The organism is Providencia sp. PROV208 (genome assembly GCF_028479465.1).
Classification (GTDB): Bacteria; Pseudomonadota; Gammaproteobacteria; order Enterobacterales; family Enterobacteriaceae; genus Providencia; species Providencia alcalifaciens.
In genome coordinates this window covers 193,092-214,477 of sequence record NZ_JAMPNS010000016.1, presented here as the reverse complement: position 1 = coordinate 214,477, position 21,386 = coordinate 193,092, and the positions used below count along the sequence as shown (strand labels likewise).

Annotated in this window: 14 protein-coding genes and 1 tRNA gene; 11 read left to right on the top strand and 4 right to left on the bottom strand. The window is 40.3% G+C overall.

Features of this window, described 5'->3' with window-relative positions; genetic code table 11:
* Positions 1 to 28 precede the first annotated feature (28 nt).
* Positions 29 to 340, bottom strand: a complete 312-nt coding sequence (locus PR766_RS13665) for a DUF5339 domain-containing protein (RefSeq protein WP_036979117.1) — start codon at positions 338 to 340, stop codon at positions 29 to 31.
* 1,010 nt (positions 341 to 1,350) lie between these two features.
* Between PR766_RS13665 and fliZ the strand changes: the two genes are divergently transcribed.
* On the top strand, positions 1,351 to 1,863 hold the full coding sequence (fliZ, locus tag PR766_RS13660; RefSeq protein WP_006657480.1) for a flagella biosynthesis regulatory protein FliZ: 513 nt from the start codon (positions 1,351 to 1,353) through the stop codon (positions 1,861 to 1,863).
* Between the two features lie 364 nt (positions 1,864 to 2,227).
* On the opposite strand, the gene putA is transcribed toward fliZ, so the two are convergent.
* Positions 2,228 to 6,211, bottom strand: a complete 3,984-nt coding sequence (gene putA, locus PR766_RS13655) for a trifunctional transcriptional regulator/proline dehydrogenase/L-glutamate gamma-semialdehyde dehydrogenase (RefSeq protein WP_006662065.1) — start codon at positions 6,209 to 6,211, stop codon at positions 2,228 to 2,230.
* A gap of 502 nt (positions 6,212 to 6,713) precedes the next feature.
* Between putA and putP the strand changes: the two genes are divergently transcribed.
* The gene (gene putP / locus PR766_RS13650) at positions 6,714 to 8,198 is read left to right on the top strand and encodes a sodium/proline symporter PutP (RefSeq protein ID WP_006657483.1); all 1,485 of its coding nucleotides are present in this window, start codon (positions 6,714 to 6,716) and stop codon (positions 8,196 to 8,198) included.
* 97 nt (positions 8,199 to 8,295) lie between these two features.
* Here putP and cycA read toward each other — a convergent pair whose 3' ends face one another.
* Complete coding sequence (cycA, locus tag PR766_RS13645; protein WP_154636457.1) at positions 8,296 to 9,696, bottom strand: D-serine/D-alanine/glycine transporter; 1,401 nt, start codon at positions 9,694 to 9,696, stop codon at positions 8,296 to 8,298.
* Between the two features lie 255 nt (positions 9,697 to 9,951).
* On the opposite strand from cycA, the gene PR766_RS13640 reads away from it, so the two are divergent.
* Positions 9,952 to 10,024 (top strand) — tRNA-Lys (locus PR766_RS13640).
* 106 nt (positions 10,025 to 10,130) lie between these two features.
* Here PR766_RS13640 and PR766_RS13635 read toward each other — a convergent pair.
* Positions 10,131 to 10,562, bottom strand: coding sequence for a hypothetical protein (locus PR766_RS13635; protein ID WP_036979119.1), 432 nt, complete (start codon positions 10,560 to 10,562; stop codon positions 10,131 to 10,133).
* Positions 10,563 to 12,189: 1,627 nt separating this feature from the next.
* On the opposite strand from PR766_RS13635, the gene flhD reads away from it, so the two are divergent.
* The 8 genes from flhD to PR766_RS13595 all read left to right on the top strand — a co-directional run bounded on the left by flhD (position 12,190) and on the right by PR766_RS13595 (position 21,318).
* Positions 12,190 to 12,540, top strand: a complete 351-nt coding sequence (gene flhD / locus PR766_RS13630) for a flagellar transcriptional regulator FlhD (protein ID WP_006657486.1) — start codon at positions 12,190 to 12,192, stop codon at positions 12,538 to 12,540.
* Positions 12,537 to 13,127, top strand: a complete 591-nt coding sequence (flhC, locus tag PR766_RS13625) for a flagellar transcriptional regulator FlhC (RefSeq protein ID WP_006657487.1) — start codon at positions 12,537 to 12,539, stop codon at positions 13,125 to 13,127. Before flhD ends, flhC begins: the two co-directional genes overlap by 4 nt.
* Positions 13,128 to 13,223: 96 nt before the next feature.
* Complete coding sequence (gene motA, locus PR766_RS13620; RefSeq protein WP_006662061.1) at positions 13,224 to 14,111, top strand: flagellar motor stator protein MotA; 888 nt, start codon at positions 13,224 to 13,226, stop codon at positions 14,109 to 14,111.
* A gap of 6 nt (positions 14,112 to 14,117) precedes the next feature.
* The gene (gene motB, locus PR766_RS13615; protein ID WP_006657489.1) at positions 14,118 to 15,056 is read left to right on the top strand and encodes a flagellar motor protein MotB; all 939 of its coding nucleotides are present in this window, start codon (positions 14,118 to 14,120) and stop codon (positions 15,054 to 15,056) included.
* Positions 15,057 to 15,146: 90 nt separating this feature from the next.
* Positions 15,147 to 17,330 (top strand): chemotaxis protein CheA, encoded by a 2,184-nt coding sequence (gene cheA / locus PR766_RS13610; protein ID WP_006662060.1) that lies wholly within the window; start codon positions 15,147 to 15,149, stop codon positions 17,328 to 17,330.
* Between the two features lie 16 nt (positions 17,331 to 17,346).
* Positions 17,347 to 17,844, top strand: coding sequence for a chemotaxis protein CheW (gene cheW / locus PR766_RS13605; protein WP_006662059.1), 498 nt, complete (start codon positions 17,347 to 17,349; stop codon positions 17,842 to 17,844).
* Between the two features lie 111 nt (positions 17,845 to 17,955).
* Complete coding sequence (locus PR766_RS13600) at positions 17,956 to 19,641, top strand: methyl-accepting chemotaxis protein (RefSeq protein ID WP_006657492.1); 1,686 nt, start codon at positions 17,956 to 17,958, stop codon at positions 19,639 to 19,641.
* 111 nt (positions 19,642 to 19,752) lie between these two features.
* Positions 19,753 to 21,318 carry a methyl-accepting chemotaxis protein gene (locus PR766_RS13595; RefSeq protein ID WP_006657493.1) on the top strand — a complete coding sequence of 522 codons (1,566 nt, stop codon included), beginning with the start codon at positions 19,753 to 19,755 and terminating at the stop codon, positions 21,316 to 21,318.
* The last annotated feature ends 68 nt before the right edge of the window (positions 21,319 to 21,386 follow it).

Here is a 21,386-nt window from a genome sequence, read left to right as displayed (position 1 = left end):
GCTCTTTAAATAACAGAATAGGAAAGGCTTATTGCAGACCTAAAGCTGTTTTCATTTGTTTCATAGCATCAATGCCTTGCTGGCATGCTTGATCTTGTTGGTCTTTAGGTAAAGCGGCAACTTGCTTTTTACCTTCTTCTAACTGGTCTTTCATCGCATCTAATTGAGCTTTGGCTTGTGGGTTTTCAGAAGCTTTAGCAATTAAGCTATCAACTTCAGCAAAGTAAGCATTACAAGTTTCAGTTGCGCCTGCAACTTGACCCTTTTTCTCTTCTTCTGAACACGCAGTGATTGTCAGTGCCAATAAACCCAGTCCACAAGCTAAAATCATCTTTTTCATAATCAACCTTATTAAAATTATTTATATATAAAGCAAATTAAGTATATAAGAGGAACTTCTTTTATCAATGTAACAAATCCTAAAAAGGAAATTGATAATTAATTCATATGGTTAATTTTTAATATAAAAATTTATGCTTTATAAATGACTTTTGTAATGATAATTATCTAGTGAATTTCTTAAGCGAATATTGTGGTGTATGAAACATAAGGAAGAACCACGAGTAAAAATACGTAGTGATTCCTGAGATCACCTCATGATATGGATTAACAGCATAAAGACCTTATTGAGTAGTTGATTGTTATGTAAAAAATACGTTAAGTAAAAGTAACTAAAACTATTATCAAATACGGAAAAGTTAAACTCCTTATAACTTTTATTGTGATATTAATAACTTTTTTTCATATACAGTAAAAATAATTAAAATTGAGAATTAGCGTAAAAAATAATTTACACTTTACTGATAAAGCTGGACTATCGAATATTTATAGAATTAATTGCTGTACATTTAAAATGCGATTATAGAAGTGAAAGGTGAGCTGTATCACAAATTTATCAATAAAATGCTTTTCACTATATAATATTGATTTTTAAATTAAATTTTCTTTGAACCTAAAGGGGGTTATCAGGTAAAGTCTCTGCCTCCAAGGGTACTCTCCTTTCGATTTTTGGCTTTTAAGAGGCAAAATTTTGCTATTTTGGTTAACAACGACTAGGTTCATTTGGTTGACGCTAGGTCAAATTTGCGTGCAAAATTACTCTCATAAGAAATTCGCCAAAGTGTTTTAGACAGGTTAGAATGCGTCGGATAAAGGGAAATAAATTTTCTTACACTACATTCCCAGAAGGATCCACCTTACAAAGGGAAAGTAAGGAAATGAGATAAGGCATTACGCTTATCTCGATATGCAACATAGCAGACATTCATTAATGCTATGGGCATGGTATGTATGTAACCGGATTTATCTTGTTACTTTTTATTTTTAAATTACACACAGGGCTTTACCATTATGTCTGCTTCTATTGTAAAGAAACGGCCTTTAAGTCGTTATATTAAAGATTTTAAACACAGCCAAACTCATTGTGCGCACTGTAATAAAACGCTTGATCGCATCTCCCTCGTTTTCAATGATGGCATCTTAAATAAAGAAGCTATTGCTGACATGACCGATTTGGTTGATGAAGCGGCTTGGGGTGAACTTCAAGGGCAATTTACAGCACTTTGTCGTTTTTGTAGCGAGATTTTCTGTAATAGTAATACAGACTATTTCGATATTATGTCTTTTAAACAGTATTTGTTCCTACAGACAGAAATGAGTCATAGCACCGTTCGCGAGTACGTTGTTCGTCTACGCCGCTTAGATGAGCTACTATCATCCTCTAACTTTTCAATGAAGAATTTTACGGCAAGTAAAGTGCAAGAAGAGTTGAGCGATAAAATGACTGATTCAGCGTTTAGTAATTACAATATTGCGCTACGTAAGTATGAGCAATATTTAAGCTGGCAGTCAGAAAAAAACTAAAAATATTTTAAGTTAATAAAAATAGTTGGTTATACAATTGTTTTTAAAACTAAAATAAGCCAATAGGTGTCCAATAGGGCACCTTTTTTATTTTTAAATAATTAAGAATAAAAAAATCATTAACTAAACAGTTTTAGAATTAAATTTATCCAACTGTTATGATTAAATATAATAATGAAATATAAAAATTAATAGGAGCTATTTAATTAAATTTATAGATAAATAGATAAGTTTATAAATAAAATTATAGTGAATATTAGGAAAGTACGACGACAAAAGAGCATATATGAATAGATTTAAGTGTGAAAGCCTGAGTTTTCCCGCACCGTATGTACGTTTGTTGGAAACTCAGGCTTTTTGTATATTATCCGATAGTCATTAAGCTCGCATTTCCACCTGCTGCGGCGGTATTCACACTTAAAGAACGCTCATGAACCAAACGTTCAATTAATAAGTTCGTTTCGCCACGCTCAAAGCCTTGAACTGAGATAATAGGTCCTTTACGTTTAGCAATAACTTCGCAAACATGTTTCAATTGATCGCTGTCTCCGTGGTAAATCACACCTTCAATTGGCTCAACGGCATTTTGCCAATCTTTAGTGAACGAAATTGTTTTGCGAACTTTTTCTGGCAGTGATTTAAAGATCTTCTGATGTAAATCGCTATTTGCCCACAATGTTTGGCAGCCACTGGCAAGTACTGCAGATAATTGGATTAAGCAATCTTGTTCATTATCGCTAAGGCATAAAATAGTGCCGCGTGGACGTAGGGTGTATGTATTTTTCTCACCTGTTGGTCCGGGTAATAAACGCGATGTTCCCGCTTGTGTTAAGCGAGCAAATTGCTCGATAACATTTTGTTCAATACCTGTTTGTTGTTTTTGAGCCCAAGCGGAGAATGCTTCAAATGGTGCTAATAACTCAGCACGCGCACTCGCATCCATAGGCAGGTAGTTGTCTTGTTGTTCCAACGTTTGACATACTGCATTTTCAGGGCGTTCACTTAATAAACGGTATAGATAAAGTGGACCGCCTGCTTTTGGACCTGTACCAGAAAGACCTTCACCACCAAACGGTTGAACTCCAACAACAGCACCCACCATATTACGGTTAACGTATAGGTTACCCACTTTCGCTTTTGCAACAACTTGATTGATTGTTTCATCAATACGGGTATGAACCCCAAGTGTTAACCCATAGCCCGCCGCATTGATCTGATCAACTAAATGGTCTAACTCATCACGTTTGAAGCGAACAACATGCAGAACTGGCCCGAAAATTTCTTTTTTCAGTTCGCCAATGTTATCGAGTTCAATCAGCGTTGGTTTAACGTAAGTTCCTTCAGCTTGTTCTTGTTGATCTTGACTATTGGTAAATACTGCTTGGAAGACCGTTTTGCCTTTGCTGCGCATTTGCTGAATATGCTGTTCAATATTCTCTTTGGCTTCACTGTCGATAACCGGACCAATATCGGTTGAGATATGCTCTGGATTGCCCATACGACACTCTTCCATTGCGCCTTTTAACATACGAATTGTTCGGTCAGCGACATCTTCTTGAACACAAAGGATACGTAAAGCGGAGCAGCGCTGACCCGCGCTATCAAAAGCTGAGGCCACAACATCGGTCACCACTTGTTCAGTGAGCGCTGAAGAGTCAACAATCATTGCGTTCAAGCCGCCGGTTTCAGCGATTAATGGCGTTGGGCGACCTTGAACATCTAAGCGACCTGCAATATTACGCTGTAGTAAACCCGCCACTTCCGTGGAACCCGTGAACATCACGCCACGAACGCGTTGATCACCCACTAATTTCGCGCCAATAGTTTCCCCTTTGCCCGGTAAAAATTGTAAAACATCACGAGGAATACCCGCTTGGTGCATGATGGAGACCGCAATGGCGCCGATTAATGGTGTTTGTTCCGCAGGTTTTGCCAGCACAGTGTTACCCGCCGCTAACGCCGCCGCAATTTGTCCAGAGAAGATAGCGAGCGGGAAGTTCCACGGGCTGATACACACCACAGGACCGAGAGGTCGGTGTGTATTGTTATCAAAGTCTTCACGGACTTGTGTTGCATAATAATTTAGAAAATCGACAGCTTCGCGTACTTCAGCAATGGCGTTTGTGTAGGTTTTTCCTGCTTCACGCACGAGTACATCCAATAATGGCTGTAACTGTTGTTCCATGATATCGGCAGCTCGTAAGAGGATAGCTGCACGCTCAGAGGGAGGTGTTGCAAACCAAATTGCCCCAGCATCTGTTGCAATATTAAGCGCATGCTCTGCTTCTTGTTCATTCGCTTCACGAACTTTACCCACGATATCTCGATGGCAAGCTGGGTTGATAATTGCAACCGCTTCAGGCAGTGCTTGTTGGGCAATAAATTCACCCCCAAGCAGAGGCTCTGCCACTTTTTCTTGCGTAGCCGCATTTAATAGTGCGCTAGACAGTGAGGCTAAGCGGTGTTCGTTAGACAAATCTAAACCCATTGAATTGACGCGGCGAGTGCCGTAGAGATCACGAGGTAATGGGATTTTAGGGTGAGGTAAACCAATTTGTCCTTCCGCTTTAGACAGTTCACGAACGTCTTTCACTGGATCAGCGACTAGCTCATCTAATGGGATAGTTGCATCTGCAATTCGGTTTACAAAGGAGGTATTTGCGCCATTTTCTAATAAACGACGTACTAAATAAGCCAGTAAGGTTTCGTGCGTTCCAACGGGAGCATAAATACGGCAAGGGCGATTGAGTTTTCCGTCTGCCACTTTACCAACAACTTGTTCATATAATGGCTCGCCCATGCCATGTAGGCATTGAAACTCATATTGACCAGGGTAGTAGTTTTTACCGGCAATTTGGTAAATCGCTGATAAGGTATGTGCGTTATGCGTCGCAAACTGAGGGTAAATTAAATTTGGTACAGAAAGTAATTTACGCGCGCAAGCTAAGTACGAAACATCGGTATATACCTTACGCGTATAAACAGGGTAACCCTCTAAGCCATCAATTTGTGCACGCTTAATTTCGCTATCCCAATAAGCACCTTTAACCAGACGGATCATTAATCGGCGTTGGCTACGTTCAGCAAGATTAATAATAGAATCAATGACAAATGGACAACGTTTTTGGTAAGCCTGAATGACGAAACCAATTCCGTTCCAACCTGCTAATTGTGGCTCAAAACACAGTTTTTCGAGTAAATCTAGCGAGATCTCTAAGCGGTCAGCTTCTTCTGCATCAATGTTGATCCCAATATCGTATTGGTGAGCTTGCATCACTAAAGATAGCAGACGTGGATAGAGTTCTTCCATCACACGGGCATATTGGGCGCGGCTATAGCGTGGATGCAGGGCGGATAATTTAATGGAAATTCCTGGCCCTTCATAGATCCCGCGCCCGTTAGATGCTTTACCAATCGCGTGGATAGCTTGTTGGTAAGAGACCATATAGTCTTGAGCATCTTTTTCAGTTAACGCAGCTTCGCCTAGCATGTCATAGGAATAGCGGAAACCTTTATCTTCCAATTTACGTGCGTTGGCAAGGGCTTGAGCGATAGTTTCACCCGTCACAAATTGCTCGCCCATTAAACGCATCGCCATATCGACGCCTTTTCGTACGAGTGGTTCGCCGCTTTTGCTTATGATGCGATTTAACGATGAAGACAATTTTGCTTCATTGTGGGTAGAAACTAATTTTCCTGTAAATAACAGTCCCCATGTTGCCGCATTGACAAACATGGAACTGCTTTGCCCAACATGAGATTGCCAGTTACCCGTGCTAATTTTGTCACGGATCAAGGCATCTCGAGTCGCTTTATCGGGGATACGTAATAATGCTTCGGCTAGGCACATTAATGCCACGCCTTCTTGAGAAGACAGCGAAAACTCTTGGAGCAAGCCTTGAACTATACCGGAACGACCTACGCCATTTTTTTGATTACGTAATTTTTCTGCGATGGAATAAGCCAATTTATGCGCTGCATCAGCTTGTTCAGGTGGCAGTTCTGCTTGTTGTAACAGCATAGGAACGGCTTGGGTCTCAGGAATACGGTAAGCGGAGGTGATCGCGGAGCGCTTCACTGACTGAGGTAAAATGTGTTCAGCAAATTCAAGGAAGGGTTGATAAAGGGTTTCAACTGATGAAGTATCATCACTTAAATTCTGATCTTTTGTATCCAAAACCGTTGATAATTCAGGTATAATTTGGTTGTTATCGAGTTGCTCTAAATAATTATATATAGCTTGCTTAATAAGCCAATGCGATGTGCGATCAAGACGTTGAGCGGCTGCTTTAATGCGGTCACGAGTTTCTTCATCAAGTCTCACACCCATAGTTGTTGTGCTACTCATCTTAATTCCTTCCTTTTCACAGGTGTTAAATACCAAAAGTTATACACCATTATGATGATGTTGCAACTTTGTGCAACTTTGTGCAACATTGTTAATGTGGCATGTGAAGAAAATGTGAAACAACTCTTATTTTTATCAGCAATTAATGATGTCAATTTATTGGTGTTAATTAATTTTGTTTTATATCAATTAATTAGAGATAATTGGCTGATGATGGTAAGTTAATCACTTAATTAAGAATTTGACTTAAAAGTTTAACATTTGTGATGTGTCTTTTATTTATTGAACGAAAAATAGTTAATTTCTTGTTAAATGCATCTGAGTCTGTCTAGCATGATGTGGCAAAGTTATAGAGTTATTGCAACACAAACAATCACAACATAGATAAGGTGTGCATCAAAAATGCCGAATTGTGCAATTAAGTGCAACACCTTGAGATTAAAAGTTATCAAAGAAAATTATAAAGATAACGTTAAAATAGACGCATTATGGAGACGACAGGATGACTGTAAGCACTCCGATGATCATTATGTTCATCGTATATATCACGGGTATGTTATTGATTGGCTATTTAGCCTATCGCTCAACGAAAAATTTTGATGATTACATTCTAGGAGGACGAAGTTTAGGTAGTGTGGTTACCGCATTATCAGCAGGGGCTTCGGATATGAGTGGGTGGTTATTGATGGGCTTACCCGGCGCCATTTTCCTCGCAGGAATTTCTGAAAGTTGGATTGCTATTGGTTTATGTTTAGGCGCATACCTGAACTGGCTATTTGTGGCGGGTCGCTTACGTGTACAAACCGAGAAAAACAATAATGCGTTAACGCTACCTGACTATTTTACGAGTCGTTTTGAGGATAATAGTAAGATTTTACGTATTATTTCTGCGGTGGTGATCTTAGTTTTCTTTACGATTTATTGTGCATCTGGCGTTGTTGCGGGTGGGTTGTTATTTGAAAGTACGTTTAACATAAGCTACGACAAAGCCCTTTGGTTAGGAGCGTTAGCGACCATTGCTTATACCTTCTTAGGGGGCTTCTTAGCTGTTAGCTGGACAGATACCGTACAAGCATCATTGATGATTTTTGCCCTAATTTTAACGCCAATTGTGGTTATTTTATCTCTGGGTGGGTTAGATACATCGATTGAAGTTATTAAAGCTAAAAACCCTGAGTACCTTGATATGTTTAAGGGAATGAACTTTGTTGCCATCCTATCATTGTTGGGTTGGGGACTGGGTTACTTTGGACAACCTCATATCCTCGCACGTTTTATGGCGGCAGATTCTCACCGTACTATTCGCTCCGCGCGCCGTATTAGTATGACGTGGATGACATTATGTTTAGGTGGAACGATTGCGGTTGGTTTCTTTGGGATTGCATATTTTGAAAATAATCCTGCATTAGCTGGCTCTGTGATGAAAAATAACGAACGTATTTTCATGGAATTGGCTGGGCTTCTATTTAATCCGTGGGTTGCTGGTATCTTGTTATCCGCAATTTTAGCCGCGGTAATGAGTACGTTAAGTTGCCAGTTATTAGTGTGTGCGAGTGCATTAACAGAAGATTTATACAAACCATTCTTCCGTAAGTCAGCAAGCCAAAAAGAATTAGTGTGGGTAGGGCGTGGGATGGTGTTGTTAGTCGCTGCGATTGCTATCTATATTGCGCAAGATCCTAATAACAAAGTACTAGGATTAGTGAGTAATGCATGGGCAGGCTTTGGTGCTGCATTTGGTCCAGTCGTTTTACTCTCTGTTATGTGGAAACGCATGACTCGCACGGGAGCTCTGGCGGGGATGATTATTGGTGCGGTAACAGTATTAGTCTGGATGAAGTTTAAGTGGTTAGGTTTATACGAAATCATCCCTGGCTTTATTTTTGCTTCTATTGCCATTATCGTTGTGAGTTTAGTTACAAAAGCCCCAAGTGCAGCTGCCCAAGCACGTTTTGATGAGGCGGAGGCCGAATATAATCAGAAGTAATTGATGATTGAATCGTTTATTTTTTGATTAATATTTTATTGATAATAAAAAGGCTGGAAGGGAAACCTTCCAGCCTTTTATTTTACCGAGTGGATAATCAGCGTGGTTTACGGCGTTTTACCACTTGATAACCGATAAATAGAATGGCAAACCATAACGGTGTCGCAATCAATGCTTGTCGGGTGTCATGCTGGAATGCCAGTAAGACCACCATGAATGCAAAAAAGGCTAAACTTACCCACGACATGAAAATACCTAGAGGCATTTTATAGCGAGATGCGGCATGTTTTTCTGGGCGATGTTTACGGAAATTCAAATAGCTTAATAAGATCATACTCCAGATAAACATAAACAGAATGGCGGATACGGTTGTCACCAACGTAAATGCATGCATGATATCTGGGATGAAGTAGATCAACACGATCCCAAAGCTTAGGCAGATACAGGTAAAAATTAAGCCTGTAGCAGGGACCGCTTTTTTCGATAATTGGCTAAATTGTTTTGGTGCATCACCTTCTTTTGATAACCCAAACAGCATGCGGCTGGTAGAGAAAACGCCACTATTCGCAGATGACGCCGCAGAGGTCAGCACAACAAAGTTCACGATACTTGCTGCGGCAGGTAGGCTTATCAGCACAAACATTTCTACGAAAGGGCTTTTATCTGCCAAAATGGTACGCCAAGGCGTAACTGCCATAATGACAATCAGGGATAGTACATAGAATGCTATGATGCGAATTGGAATAGCGTTAATCGCTTTTGGCAGTGATTTCTCTGGATCACGGGTTTCTGCTGCGGCTGTTCCTACTAATTCAATACCCACAAAGGCAAAAATTGCGATTTGGAATCCTGCAAAAAAGCCACTAAGTCCCATTGGGAACATGCCACCATCATTCCAAATGTTACTTAGGGACGCAGTATGTCCCGTTGGTGATTGGAAATTCATGGCAATTAGCGTACCGCCTACAGCGATCAATGTCACAATTGCGATAATTTTTATCATTGCAAACCAGAACTCCAGCTCACCAAACAGTCGAACGGAGACCAAGTTAAGTGTGAGTAGGGTGGCAACGCAAATAAATGAAGTGACCCATTCAGGGAAATTAGGCACCCAGAAACTGACATACGAGGTGATGGCGATAATATCGGCTATTCCCGTAATCACCCAGCAAAACCAGTAGGTCCAGCCGACAAAAAAGCCCGCCCAAGGTCCGATTAAATCAGCAGAAAAATCACTGAACGATTTATAATCAAGGTTAGAAAGAAGTAATTCTCCCATCGCTCGCATAACGAAAAACAGCACAAAGCCGATGATCATATACACGAAGATAATGGAGGGACCCGCAAGAGAGATTGTTTTCCCTGATCCCATAAATAGTCCCGTTCCAATTGCACCACCAATAGCAATTAATTGGATGTGACGGTTGCTGAGACTGCGTTTTAGTTGGTTTCGGTCAGATGATGGCCGAGAGGCGGTTGTTGTTGCATTTTCTTCCATACAATTATTTGTCCGATAGTCATTGTGATGTTAACCCACACTATTTTTTTTAGTTTGTGGCGGTGTTTGCTCGAAATATTGTGACATAAATCTCAATTGGAGTAAGAAAAAATTTACAAAGGATAGGGAGAGTGATGGTTTTACCAACGATTTACCTCTCTATTTTAACATTAGTAACTAAAAATTAACCTAAGCAATAAAAGTAGCAGAATAATATTGACTGTGCCAAATATGAGGCGCTAAATAATATGCATCGGGTTGTTAGCTCAGTTGGCAGAGTAGGCGACTCTTAATCGCTCGGTCTGGGGTTCGAACCCCCAACAACCCATTTGAATAGCGCTGTAATATCAGCTGAAAGCCACTTTATCGATAAGATATATTAAGTGGCTTTTTGTTTTTGTGGGGTACCGCGGGTTACTGATTTCTTTATATGGCTAGCATAATTTGTTGACAGTCACTTTCACGTCATAGCCCACCACATATAATGCTTGCTCTAATGTCTCAATTTTTGAAGCATATTGGAGGTCGAGTAATCGCTCAATCTGTTGTGCATTTATATTAAGTGTTCGCGCCATTTTGCTGCGCGGAGTTTGTGTTTCAATCAATGCATTATGTAATGCTATTTTTAAGCAACTTAATATAGGCAAATGAACAATGAATGCATCTGGTGCCGAATTATGGGGAAGCGGTATCGGATTTCTTGATGTGATCAGTTCTGAAAATGCGTTAAGTAATGTTTCTTGGGCTTCTAATTCGACATCTTCTGCACAATAAGTGACCCCTTGAATATCTGGGAAGTCACAAAAATTAATTTCGTATACACCTTCATCTTCTACAAATTCAACTGTTGCTAAGTAACTAAACATATTTAACCTCAAAAATAAGTCTCTTTATAAAATAAAGAGTACAAAACCTCACAAGATAGGCAATAAGATGACTGTTAATAAAATGAAAAATGAACGGTGATAATACATGAATTGAACGTTTTTTCTTCAAGGCTTACGTTTTGATGAAAAACTAGACTCGTTTCATAATGAAACACCATGTAATGCCTGTTTCTCTTTGTGATTCAACTCGCAATTTTAACAATATTTTATCCAGCCAAACTTCAGTATCAATATGCCAAATTTCTCCTTTTAGTCACCATATAATTTTTTAAATAAAACATTTGAGAATGCATCTGAATCTAAATTCGAATAAGCAGTTATACGTAATTTTGTCATTGTGGTTAAGTGATTTGTTAAAATAAAAGTATATAGTAACATAATGTTATAATCATTAATTGTTACTAACTGATGAATAAACGGCGATATGTCCATTGGAGTAATAAGTTAAATTACTTATTTACATAAGTCATATTTATACTGTCATGATTTTGGATTTACACCTTAAAGTGGTTAATTTAGATGAGCATAATATTGCTAATAAATTCGCTAGCATAATGGCAATTAGTTTTTCTATTTTTTCCTTTAATCAATAACTCAGTACGCTAACTAATGCTGTAGACTGATTTTTTTATGCAAAAAATAATAGCAAAAAAGGTTAATCAAATGTTTGAAAAGTTAATTTAATTAAAATGATTTTGTCATACAAAAATAACATTTTTGCATATTAATATGCCAATAGACGGTGAAAATCTAGGTCCTTTTTATCAGAAATTTTTAATAGTATTAGCTGTATATAAAATGAACTTAATTAGTTTTTTTAATGTTATTGCCATTGGCTAATATTAATACAGTTAAGTTTAATTAATATAAAATTGTTTTGGAATAATAATATGTATGACAAATTTAGCTTTAATCAAACCAAGAACCAATTGAATTAATTTGATTAAAGTTGGCAATTTAGATTAAAGGCATTGAAAAATAATGCTTAATTTTTATTCCTAAGTTACCGATATTACTAATCCATTTAAAGAAATGGCTTTTTTACAGGAGTGATGAATATTGATTTAGATCAATATGTAGATTCTTTGGTTATGCTTGGTATTTATTGCTTATAAATCCCCTTATATGTGTGAGATTTTTGCTTAAAATACTAGTATTTCGCTTATGGTGAATCTAAATGTTGCGAATATTTGAGATAAGTAGGGTTAAGATATAGTTGTAATAAAGAATTGCTAATATATAGATGGATAATTATCCCGATAGACCAAAAAGAAACATAAGTGTCTTGAATAGTTAATTTAGTGGTGCATAATAATTAACGGCTAATAATGAAATCGGTATATTCTGAGATTTACTGAAAATGCTAAATTTTTAGCCACTCGTTATTGTTGTAGGTAATCAGGAAATATATTTAATTTAAGTTTGAACCTATGTGTTTATATACTCCAAACTGGGTATTTCAACGGATCTCATGGGATAGTAACGGATTACGCTATCCAGCTTTAATTATTTTCATATTTAAAATTTTGGCTAACACATTTGGCTCAAATTGATATTTGTTCTTTGTGCATACAGATGTTAATAATTATTCGAAAGGTATAAAAAAATGAGCTCTACCACTGATTTTCTGAAGCATATATACGATATTAATCTTTCATATTTGCTTTTAGCTCAAAAGCTTATCTCCCAGGAAAAAGCCACTGCCATGTTTAGACTCGGGATTTCAGATTCAATGGCAAACACTTTAGCAGAACTTTCATTACCTCAATTGGTTAAATTAGCGGAAACAAATCAGCTAATCTGCCAGTTTAGATTTGAAAATAGTGACACCATTGAAAAACTTACCCGAGAATCTCGAGTCGATGAATTGCAACAAATTCATACGGGTATCCTTCTATCGACTCGATTATTGCAAACGCATAATGAGTCCGATTCAGATATAGCGAGAAAAAGATGAGTAGCGTAGCTGAAAAAAGTATTGTCAAGGAAGCTAATGATATTCGTTTGGCAATGGAATTAATTTCTCTTGGGGCTCGTCTCCAAATGTTAGAAAGCGAAACTCAAATTAGTCGTGGACGTCTAGTGCGTTTATACAAAGAGCTCAGAGGCTGCCCACCACCAAAAGGGATGCTCCCTTTCTCAACAGATTGGTTCATGACATGGGAACAAAATATTCATTCTTCCATGTTTTATAACGCCTACCAATTTTTACTAAAAACAGGTCAATGTGAAGGGGTTGATGCCATCCTGAAAGCATATCGACTTTATCTCGAACAATGTTCACCAAATGAGGGTGATGAGCCGATTTTGGCATTAACTCGCGCTTGGACTCTAGTGCGTTTTGTGGAAAGTGGCATGTTGCAATGTTCCGATTGCAATTGTTGTAGTGGTTCATTTATCACCTATGCACACATTCCTGAAAATAGTTTTACGTGTAGCTTGTGCCAGCCACCATCACGAGCGATAAAAAAACGTAAACTTTCCGAGCATCTCGCCGATATTACGGAATATCGACAAGATGGCATTACCAAAGCGGTAATGTAATTGGATTAATTTGGTTAACAGGCAAGTAGATTGCCTGTCCTTCCTCATATTCCCTTTGACTGCCATCTGTTAACTAACGGAGTGAAAGGGAATACTGTGTTAATACTCATCGGATATATCATTGTTACAGCTGCTGTTATCGGTGGCTATGTCATGGTCGGTGGTCATCTTGGCGCGCTGTACCAACCAGCTGAATTTGTTATTATTTTAGGTGCTGGTCTAGGCGCGTTTGTTGTAGGTAACAGTGGTAAAGCCATCGTTGCATTATGCAAAGTATTACCAGGACTCTTCCGTCGTTCTTCTTACAACAAAGCCATGTCGATGGACTTGATGGCTTTGTTATTTCAACTTCTAAATAAATCTCGCCAACAAGGTCTTCTTGCGCTCGAAAAAGATATCGAGAACCCACAAGAGAGCGAAATCTTTGCTCTGTATCCGCGCATTCTCAAAGATAAAACAGCCATGATGTTTATTGTGGATTATTTGCGCTTGATGGTGACAAGTAATCTACAAGCTCATGAAATTGAAGCGCTAATGGATGAAGAGCTCGAAACATTCCGCCAAGAAAATGAAGTACCGGCGTCAGGACTGAACATGGTGGGAGAATCTATGCCTGCGTTTGGGATTGTGGCGGCAGTATTGGGGGTGGTCAATGCACTCGCAGCCGCAGACCGTCCTGCTGGCGAATTAGGTGCTCTGATTGCTCATGCAATGGTAGGGACTTTCCTTGGTATTTTAGTGGCTTATGGGTTTATTTTGCCGCTGGCGAGTTTAATCCGTCAGCGCAGTAGCGAGCAATTAAAAATGATGGAATGCATCAAAGTCACTTTCCTCTCTTCGTTACAAGGTTATGCCCCACAAATTGCAGTTGAATTTGGACGCAAAGTTTTATTTAGCGTAGATAGACCGTCATTCATGGAGCTGGAAGACAAAGTCCGTGAAGTGAAAATCGGTAATCGTGCAACAGAAACTACCGAGGAGTAATGACTCATGGCAGCCAACGGACCTCAAATTATACGCGTCAAGAAAAAAGGCGGTCATCAGCAACATGCTCACGGTGGAGCATGGAAAATTGCTTATGCTGACTTTATGACGGCGATGATGGCGTTCTTTCTGGTTATGTGGCTGATCTCCATTTCCAGTCCTCAAGAGTTAACAAAAATCGCAGAATATTTTCGTACTCCACTGAGTACAGCAATCAACCCTGGCGCTAAAAGCGGTGATGCCACTAACCCCATTCCGGGTGGTGGAAAAGATCCGATTTTCCGTGATGGTGATGTGATGCCAGAACCCAATAACATCATCTCTGGTGATGCAAACTATCGCTTTGAAAAATTAAAAGAAAATCTCGAACAAGCGATCTTACAAGACCCGCGCTTAAATGAATTAAAACCGCATTTATTGATTGACATGATCAACGATGGTTTACGCATTCAAATTGTTGATAGCGCTAATAGACCAATGTTCAAAGTGGGTTCAGCAACGGTTGAGCCTTATATGCGAGATATTTTGCGCGCAATTGCTCCACTGCTTAATGATGTACCAAACCGTATCAGTATTTCAGGACACACGGATGATCTACCGTATGCAAGTGAAGCGTATTACAGCAACTGGGAACTTTCATCGGATAGAGCAAATGCTTCTCGTCGTGAGTTGATCATGGGGGGAATGGATGAGCGAAAAGTTCTGCGTGTCGTGGGGATGGCGTCATCTATCCATTTAGATAAAGAGAATGGCTTAGCACCCGTCAACCGGCGGATCAGTATCATCGTGTTAAATGAAGATGAAACAAATCAAATTTTACATGAATACGATGGTGCGACACCGATTAACGACGTGCTGAAAAAAGCCCCACAAGATGTGCCAATACCGGCAAATAGTGATGTCGTCACTGTGAAGGTGGCGATATCACCTGATAAGCAGCAATGACATAAACCCATAATAACCCGAATCTCACTACTGCCGGATTTATCCGGCAGTCAGTGTTAAGTGAAACTTAAGCGCAATTGGATAAAAAGCATGGATATTACCGAGTTTTATCAAACATTTTTCGATGAAGCCGACGAGTTGCTTAGGGATATGGAACAGCATTTACTTGAGCTTGACCCTATTGACCCTGATAGTGAGCAACTCAATGCCATATTCCGCAGTGCCCACTCGATTAAAGGTGGGGCAGCAACCTTTGGTTTCACTCATCTGCAAAATACCACTCATACCTTAGAAAACTTGCTCGATAAGGCACGTCACGATGAACTGACATTAACGCCAGACATTATCGATGTTTTTTTAGATGCTAAAGATGTGATGGCATCCCAGTTAGATGCTTATAAAAACGATTCATTACCCGATGATGAAACCTTTAAACGTATCTGCGACGTGCTTAAAAGTGTCGAGCATACGGTTGAAGAAGTCAGCGAAGAAGAGCGGGTCGCTGAGGTTATCGCGGTTGCCGATACTGACAGCACTGAGGAAGCGGATTCTGCATCAGAAATGGGAATGCAAACCCATGCTGCGTTGACGGACAATGCGTTTTCTCACTATTTCATCATCACGTTGAATTCCCTGAAATCCACTGAAGTTGATGTACTGGCTGATGAGCTTGGTCTATTTGGTAGCTTGTATGGATCAGAAAAAAGTGATTCGAGTTTAAAAGCATGGCTGGGCACGAATACTGATATTGACGATATTTGCGGTGTGCTGTGTTTTGTGGTGGATGAATCACAGATCCAACATAGCGAAATAAGTTTTGAAGAATGCCAACAGGCAACTCAAGGCAATGGCCAGAAAAGTAAAGTGGCGGCAACCCTCGAAGAACTGGAAGCAACCGTAGAAGAGTTAGCGGCAATGGTAGAAAACCCGGCTGTACCCGCTGTTGATGTTGCGAAAGTGGCTGTATCAGCACCTGCGCCGACTATGGCTCCAGCAGCGGTTTCATCTTCTGCCTCGGCTTCATCTGCTGCCGCTAAAAAAGCCGCTGCAGCGAAACCAAAAGGGGATTCTAGCAGCATTCGTGTTGCGGTTGAGAAAGTGGACCAACTGATCAACTTAGTTGGTGAGCTTGTGATTATCCAGTCGATGTTGACTCAGCATAGTCAGCAGGTCGATCAAAACGAATATGCGGATTTACTCAGTTCTATTGTTCAATTAGAGCGTAATTCTCGTGCATTACAAGAGTCGGTAATGTCGATTCGTATGATGCCGATGGACTACGTATTCAGCCGTTTCCCACGTATGGTGCGTGATATCGCGTCTAAACTGGGCAAAAAAATTGAACTTAAAGTGGAAGGTAGCTCAACCGAATTAGACAAGAGCCTCATTGAGCGAATTGTTGACCCACTTAACCACCTTGTACGTAACAGCCTTGACCATGGAATTGAAAAACCTGAAGTTCGTTTAGCTAATGGTAAGCCAGAAGCGGGAACGTTAACACTTTCAGCCGCTCACCAAAGCGGCAATATCTGTATCGAAGTTCGGGATGATGGCGCAGGGTTGAACCGTGAACGTATTCTGGCAAAAGCACGCTCCCAAGGCATGAATGTCCATGATGGCATGACGAACGATGAAGTCGCTATGCTGATCATGGCACCGGGCTTCTCAACGGCTGAAGTAGTTACAGACGTTTCAGGTCGCGGCGTAGGGATGGATGTGGTTAAACGAAATATCCAAGATATGGGTGGGCGCATACAAATCGGCTTCACCGAAGGTAAGGGCACCATCATTCGTATTTTGCTGCCACTGACGTTAGCCATTCTGGATGGCATGTCCGTCAAAGTGGGTGACGATGTCTTTATTGTTCCACTCAGTGCGATTATCAGCACATTACAGCCACGCCCAGAAGATATTTATCGTCTTGCGGGTGAAGAAAAAATGTTGTTAGTGCGTGGCGAGTATTTACCACTGGTCGAGTTACATCACGTCTTTTCCATTCAGCACGCAGAGCCGAATTTGGCAAACAGCATTGCGTTAATCATTCAAAACGCGGGACATCGCTTTGCTTTGTTAGTTGACAAATTGGTTGGTCAGCAGCAGGTCGTGGTGAAAAACATCGAAAGCAACTATCGCAAAATTCCAGGCATTTCTGCTGCCACCATTATGGGGGATGGTTCTGTTTCATTGATTTTAGATGTCGCGGAATTGCAGAGAATGAACAATAACATTTTGATTAATAAGAAACAGCCTGTTTCTCAACCAGTAATGCACTAAATAGAGGTTATATACTATGTCTATGTTAGATGACGATTTAAATAAGCTTGAAGAAGAAAAGAATGGCGAAGGCTACCTCATTTTTACGCTTGGTGAAGAAGAGTACGGCATCGAAATTTTAAAAGTGCAAGAAATCCGCGGTTATGAGCAAGTGACACGGATTGCGAACACCCCAGATTTTATCAAAGGTGTAACCAATTTACGTGGCGTGATTATTCCAATTATCGACCTACGTATTAAGTTTTCCCATGAAAATGTGGTCTACAACGACAATACCGTCGTCATTGTTGTGAACTTAAAAGATCGCGTTGTTGGTATTGTGGTTGATGGTGTTTCTGATGTGCTAGTTCTACATGAAGAACAAATTGCACCGCCGCCAGATTTCGCTGTGACGTTATCGACTCAGTATCTAACAGGGTTAGGTACTGTGGGGGAGCGCATGTTGATTTTGGTTGATATTGAAAAGTTATTGACCAGCGAAGAAATGGCGTTAATCGACAACATCGCGGAATAATGCGCAGTTAAATCCGCTGATAATTTGCTCAAAAATGGTAAGTGATTAACTAAAGTTTTTGAGCAACTGTCCGATATCCAAACTACAACAACACTATGTTAGTAAAACACCATGTACAGTCGAATTAAAATCGTATCAGGACTTTTGTCCGTTATTTTTGTATTTATTTTATTGCAGCTGGTATCGAGTGGTTTGATGTTTACCAAACTCGGCGATAACAGCGACAGTATTAATTATTTGAATTCTCTCCAACGCCAAAGACTCGTTCTGACTCAAAGCTGGGTCAACTTATTGCAAGCTCGTTCTGACTTAAACCGCTCCATTAACGCGTATTTATTAGAAGAGTTAAGCATTAAAGATGATGCTTCTGCTGCGGATCTTATTGCTTCAGCGAAAGGTAAATTTAAAGCCGCCGATGAAGCGTATGACAGCTACAGAAAGTTGATGGCAAACGCAGATGTGGATAAGGGGTTATTTGATAACTTACTGAAATCCTACGAGGATTACCGTGTTGCATTAACCAAATTGGCGGAATATGCAGAGAAGGGGGACTTAAACGGCTTCTATGCGCATAGAACCTCAGGGTTACAAGCCAAATTTGAAGAGCAGTTTGGTCTCTATTTTGGTGAAATTTCTTCAGATTTTGAAAATGAAGTGGTGAATGCAGAATCCAATTACCGTCAATCTCTATATTTACTGGTTATTTTATCGGTACTGTTAGCGGTGATCAGCGTGATTAGCTATCGCTATGTACGTAAAGGGATCACTGAGCCATTAAATACACTGATCGAGCGCATTAAAGTGTTCGCTTCAGGGGATTTAACGCCAAAAATTGATACCTCAGCGAACAATGAAATTGGTGAGTTAGCGCGTGGTGCCCAACACATGCAACAAGAGCTGATCAACACGGTTCGTGGTGTACTGGATGGCAGTGAAACTATCTATCAGGGTACCACTGAAATCGCAGCGGGTAACAATGACTTATCTTCGCGTACCGAGCAGCAAGTGGCTTGCTTAGAAGAAACGTCAGCAAGTATGAGTGAACTGACGGCGACGGTTAAACAAAACACTGAGTACGCGCATCAAGCCAGTGAGTTCGCTAGCCAAGCCTCTGTTATTGCAAAAGAAGGCGGCAAAGTGGTGTCTAACGTGGTTCATACCATGCGCAACATCGCAGATAGCTCGCAAAAAATCTCTGATATTACCGCGGTTATCGACAGCATTGCTTTCCAAACCAATATTCTTGCACTGAACGCTGCCGTTGAAGCCGCGCGTGCTGGTGAACATGGTCGTGGATTTGCGGTGGTTGCTGATGAAGTTCGTAGTCTTGCTCAACGCAGCGCAGATGCAGCAAAAGAGATCAAAGGCTTGATTGAAGACTCTGTTTCTAGAACAGACGTAGGGGCTCGTCAAGCAGAAAATGCTGGCGAAACAATGACAAAAATTGTCGACTCAGTCACTCGTGTTACTGACATCATGACGCACATCGCAACCGCGTCAGATGAACAAAGCAAAGGCATTTCACAAGTGAGCATCGCAGTTGAAGAGATGGACAAAGTCACTCAACAAAACGCATCGCTGGTGGAACAATCTGCTGTTGCTGCAAATGTACTGGAAGAGCAAGTCGCTAAGCTTTCTCAGTTGATCTCCATTTTCCGTTTACCTGCAATGGATCAAGCAAAAGTACGCAACGCACAACCTGCACCAAGAACAGTATCTAATATTGTTAAAACACCAGATTTATCCAAAATCGCATCGAAAAATCATAAAGATGACGATAACTGGGAAACCTTTTAAGGCTAAATCTGATCTGGCGCTGTGAGAGTTTCTCTCACAGCGTTTTTATATGTTTAAGCTCGATAATTAAAAAGAGCCAAATTTTTGGCTGACATAAGTAGGGGATTAAATATGTTAGGAAAGAATATCCGAATTTCAGTGAGCTTATACTTACTCCTGATCCTGTTTTGTGGCATGCAGTTAACGTCAAGCGGCGTTTCTGTCGGCATAGTGAACAGCGAATTAAATGCACTAGAACGCATCGATATGGGTTCTAAAAAACGCGCATTATTGGAAGAAACCAGCAAAAACTTAATGCAGGCACGTAATAGCCTGACCCAAATTGCTTTACTGATGAAAGTCGGTGACCACGTTCCATTAATCGAAGAAACCCGTGGTGTTTTCGATAACTATTTAGTCGCAGCCAATAAATCCTATAACGAATTTAAAACTCAGCCAGTGCTGAGTGAAAAAGAAAATCTCGGCTCATTAGAAGAAAAATACAATGCGTTTGTCGTCACGCTAAAAGCGCTGAGGGGCACACTGGATAATAACGATGTTGCCGCGTATATCAACTTACCCGCTCAACAAAATCAAGACGAACTGATTGGTGTTATTAATGGTTATCTTTCTGTTTTAAATACTGAAAGTAATGAATCAATTGCTGACGCTAGATTTTATAACCAATTCGCTTGGACTTCATTTTTCACGGTGGTTGTCATCATTTTCTGTGTGATTGCTGTCGTGCACCTTTGGTTAAAACGTAAAGTGATTTCGCCATTAAATAGCATGAGTGAACACTTTATGCACGTTGCGGAAGGAAAACTAAATCAGAATATTGAAATTAATTTCCGTGACGAGATTGGTGATGTTTTCGAAAAATTAAAAGTGATGCAGCAGTCATTAGCGAAAACGGTCACCTCAATTCGCTCGAATACAGACCAAATGTATACGGGTATTCGTGAGATTGCTTTAGGCAATAATAATTTATCATCAAGAACCGAACAGCAAGCGGCGTCATTAGAAGAAACAGCTGCGAGTATGGAAGAGTTAACTGCGACGGTTAAACAGAACGCGGATAACGCACGTCAAGCCAGTGAATTAGCGGTAAGTGCTTCACGTACGGCAACCAAAGGTGGCGAAATCACCGTTGGTGTGATTGACACGATGACGGCAATTTCTAACAGTTCCCAAAAAATTAGCGCCATTATTAGTGTTATTGACGGTATCGCATTCCAAACCAACATTCTTGCATTGAATGCGGCGGTAGAAGCTGCGCGTGCCGGTGAACAAGGTCGTGGATTCTCTGTGGTTGCAGGTGAAGTTCGTGCGTTAGCACAACGTAGTGCAGAGGCAGCGAAAGAAATTAAAGGATTAATCGATGAGTCTGTTGGGCGTGTAAATCAAGGCTCTCAGCTGGTTAATGAAGCAGGGCAAACCATGGATGAATTAGTGGCAGCGGTTAATCAGGTCACTGAATTAATGGGGAACATTGCTTCTGCATCGAATGAGCAGAGCCGTGGTATTGAACAAGTCGCTATTGCGGTTAGCCAAATGGATTCTGTTACACAGCAAAACGCCGCGTTGGTCGAGCAATCAACCAGTGCAACCGCAGCACTTGAAGATCAAGCGAATAACTTGGTCGATACTGTCGCGTTTTTCGAGTTACCTGAGCAATCTACTCGTATTAGACGGTGATAGACAGCTACGTCATGAGCGTGAAGCATGACGTTGCAATATAGACAACGATAGTTAGGCAGCCATTT

Bases quoted from the DNA above. Each gene is read 5' to 3' on its own strand.
- PR766_RS13665 (WP_036979117.1), bottom strand. From the start codon at position 340: ATGAAAAAGATGATTTTAGCTTGTGGACTGGGTTTATTGGCACTGACA.
- fliZ (WP_006657480.1), top strand. From the start codon at position 1,351: ATGTCTGCTTCTATTGTAAAGAAACGGCCTTTAAGTCGTTATATTAAA.
- putA (WP_006662065.1), bottom strand. From the start codon at position 6,211: ATGAGTAGCACAACAACTATGGGTGTGAGACTTGATGAAGAAACTCGT.
- putP (WP_006657483.1), top strand. From the start codon at position 6,714: ATGACTGTAAGCACTCCGATGATCATTATGTTCATCGTATATATCACG.
- cycA (WP_154636457.1), bottom strand. From the start codon at position 9,696: ATGGAAGAAAATGCAACAACAACCGCCTCTCGGCCATCATCTGACCGA.
- PR766_RS13635 (WP_036979119.1), bottom strand. From the start codon at position 10,562: ATGTTTAGTTACTTAGCAACAGTTGAATTTGTAGAAGATGAAGGTGTA.
- flhD (WP_006657486.1), top strand. From the start codon at position 12,190: ATGAGCTCTACCACTGATTTTCTGAAGCATATATACGATATTAATCTT.
- flhC (WP_006657487.1), top strand. From the start codon at position 12,537: ATGAGTAGCGTAGCTGAAAAAAGTATTGTCAAGGAAGCTAATGATATT.
- motB (WP_006657489.1), top strand. From the start codon at position 14,118: ATGGCAGCCAACGGACCTCAAATTATACGCGTCAAGAAAAAAGGCGGT.
- cheA (WP_006662060.1), top strand. From the start codon at position 15,147: ATGGATATTACCGAGTTTTATCAAACATTTTTCGATGAAGCCGACGAG.
- cheW (WP_006662059.1), top strand. From the start codon at position 17,347: ATGTCTATGTTAGATGACGATTTAAATAAGCTTGAAGAAGAAAAGAAT.
- PR766_RS13600 (WP_006657492.1), top strand. From the start codon at position 17,956: ATGTACAGTCGAATTAAAATCGTATCAGGACTTTTGTCCGTTATTTTT.
- PR766_RS13595 (WP_006657493.1), top strand. From the start codon at position 19,753: ATGTTAGGAAAGAATATCCGAATTTCAGTGAGCTTATACTTACTCCTG.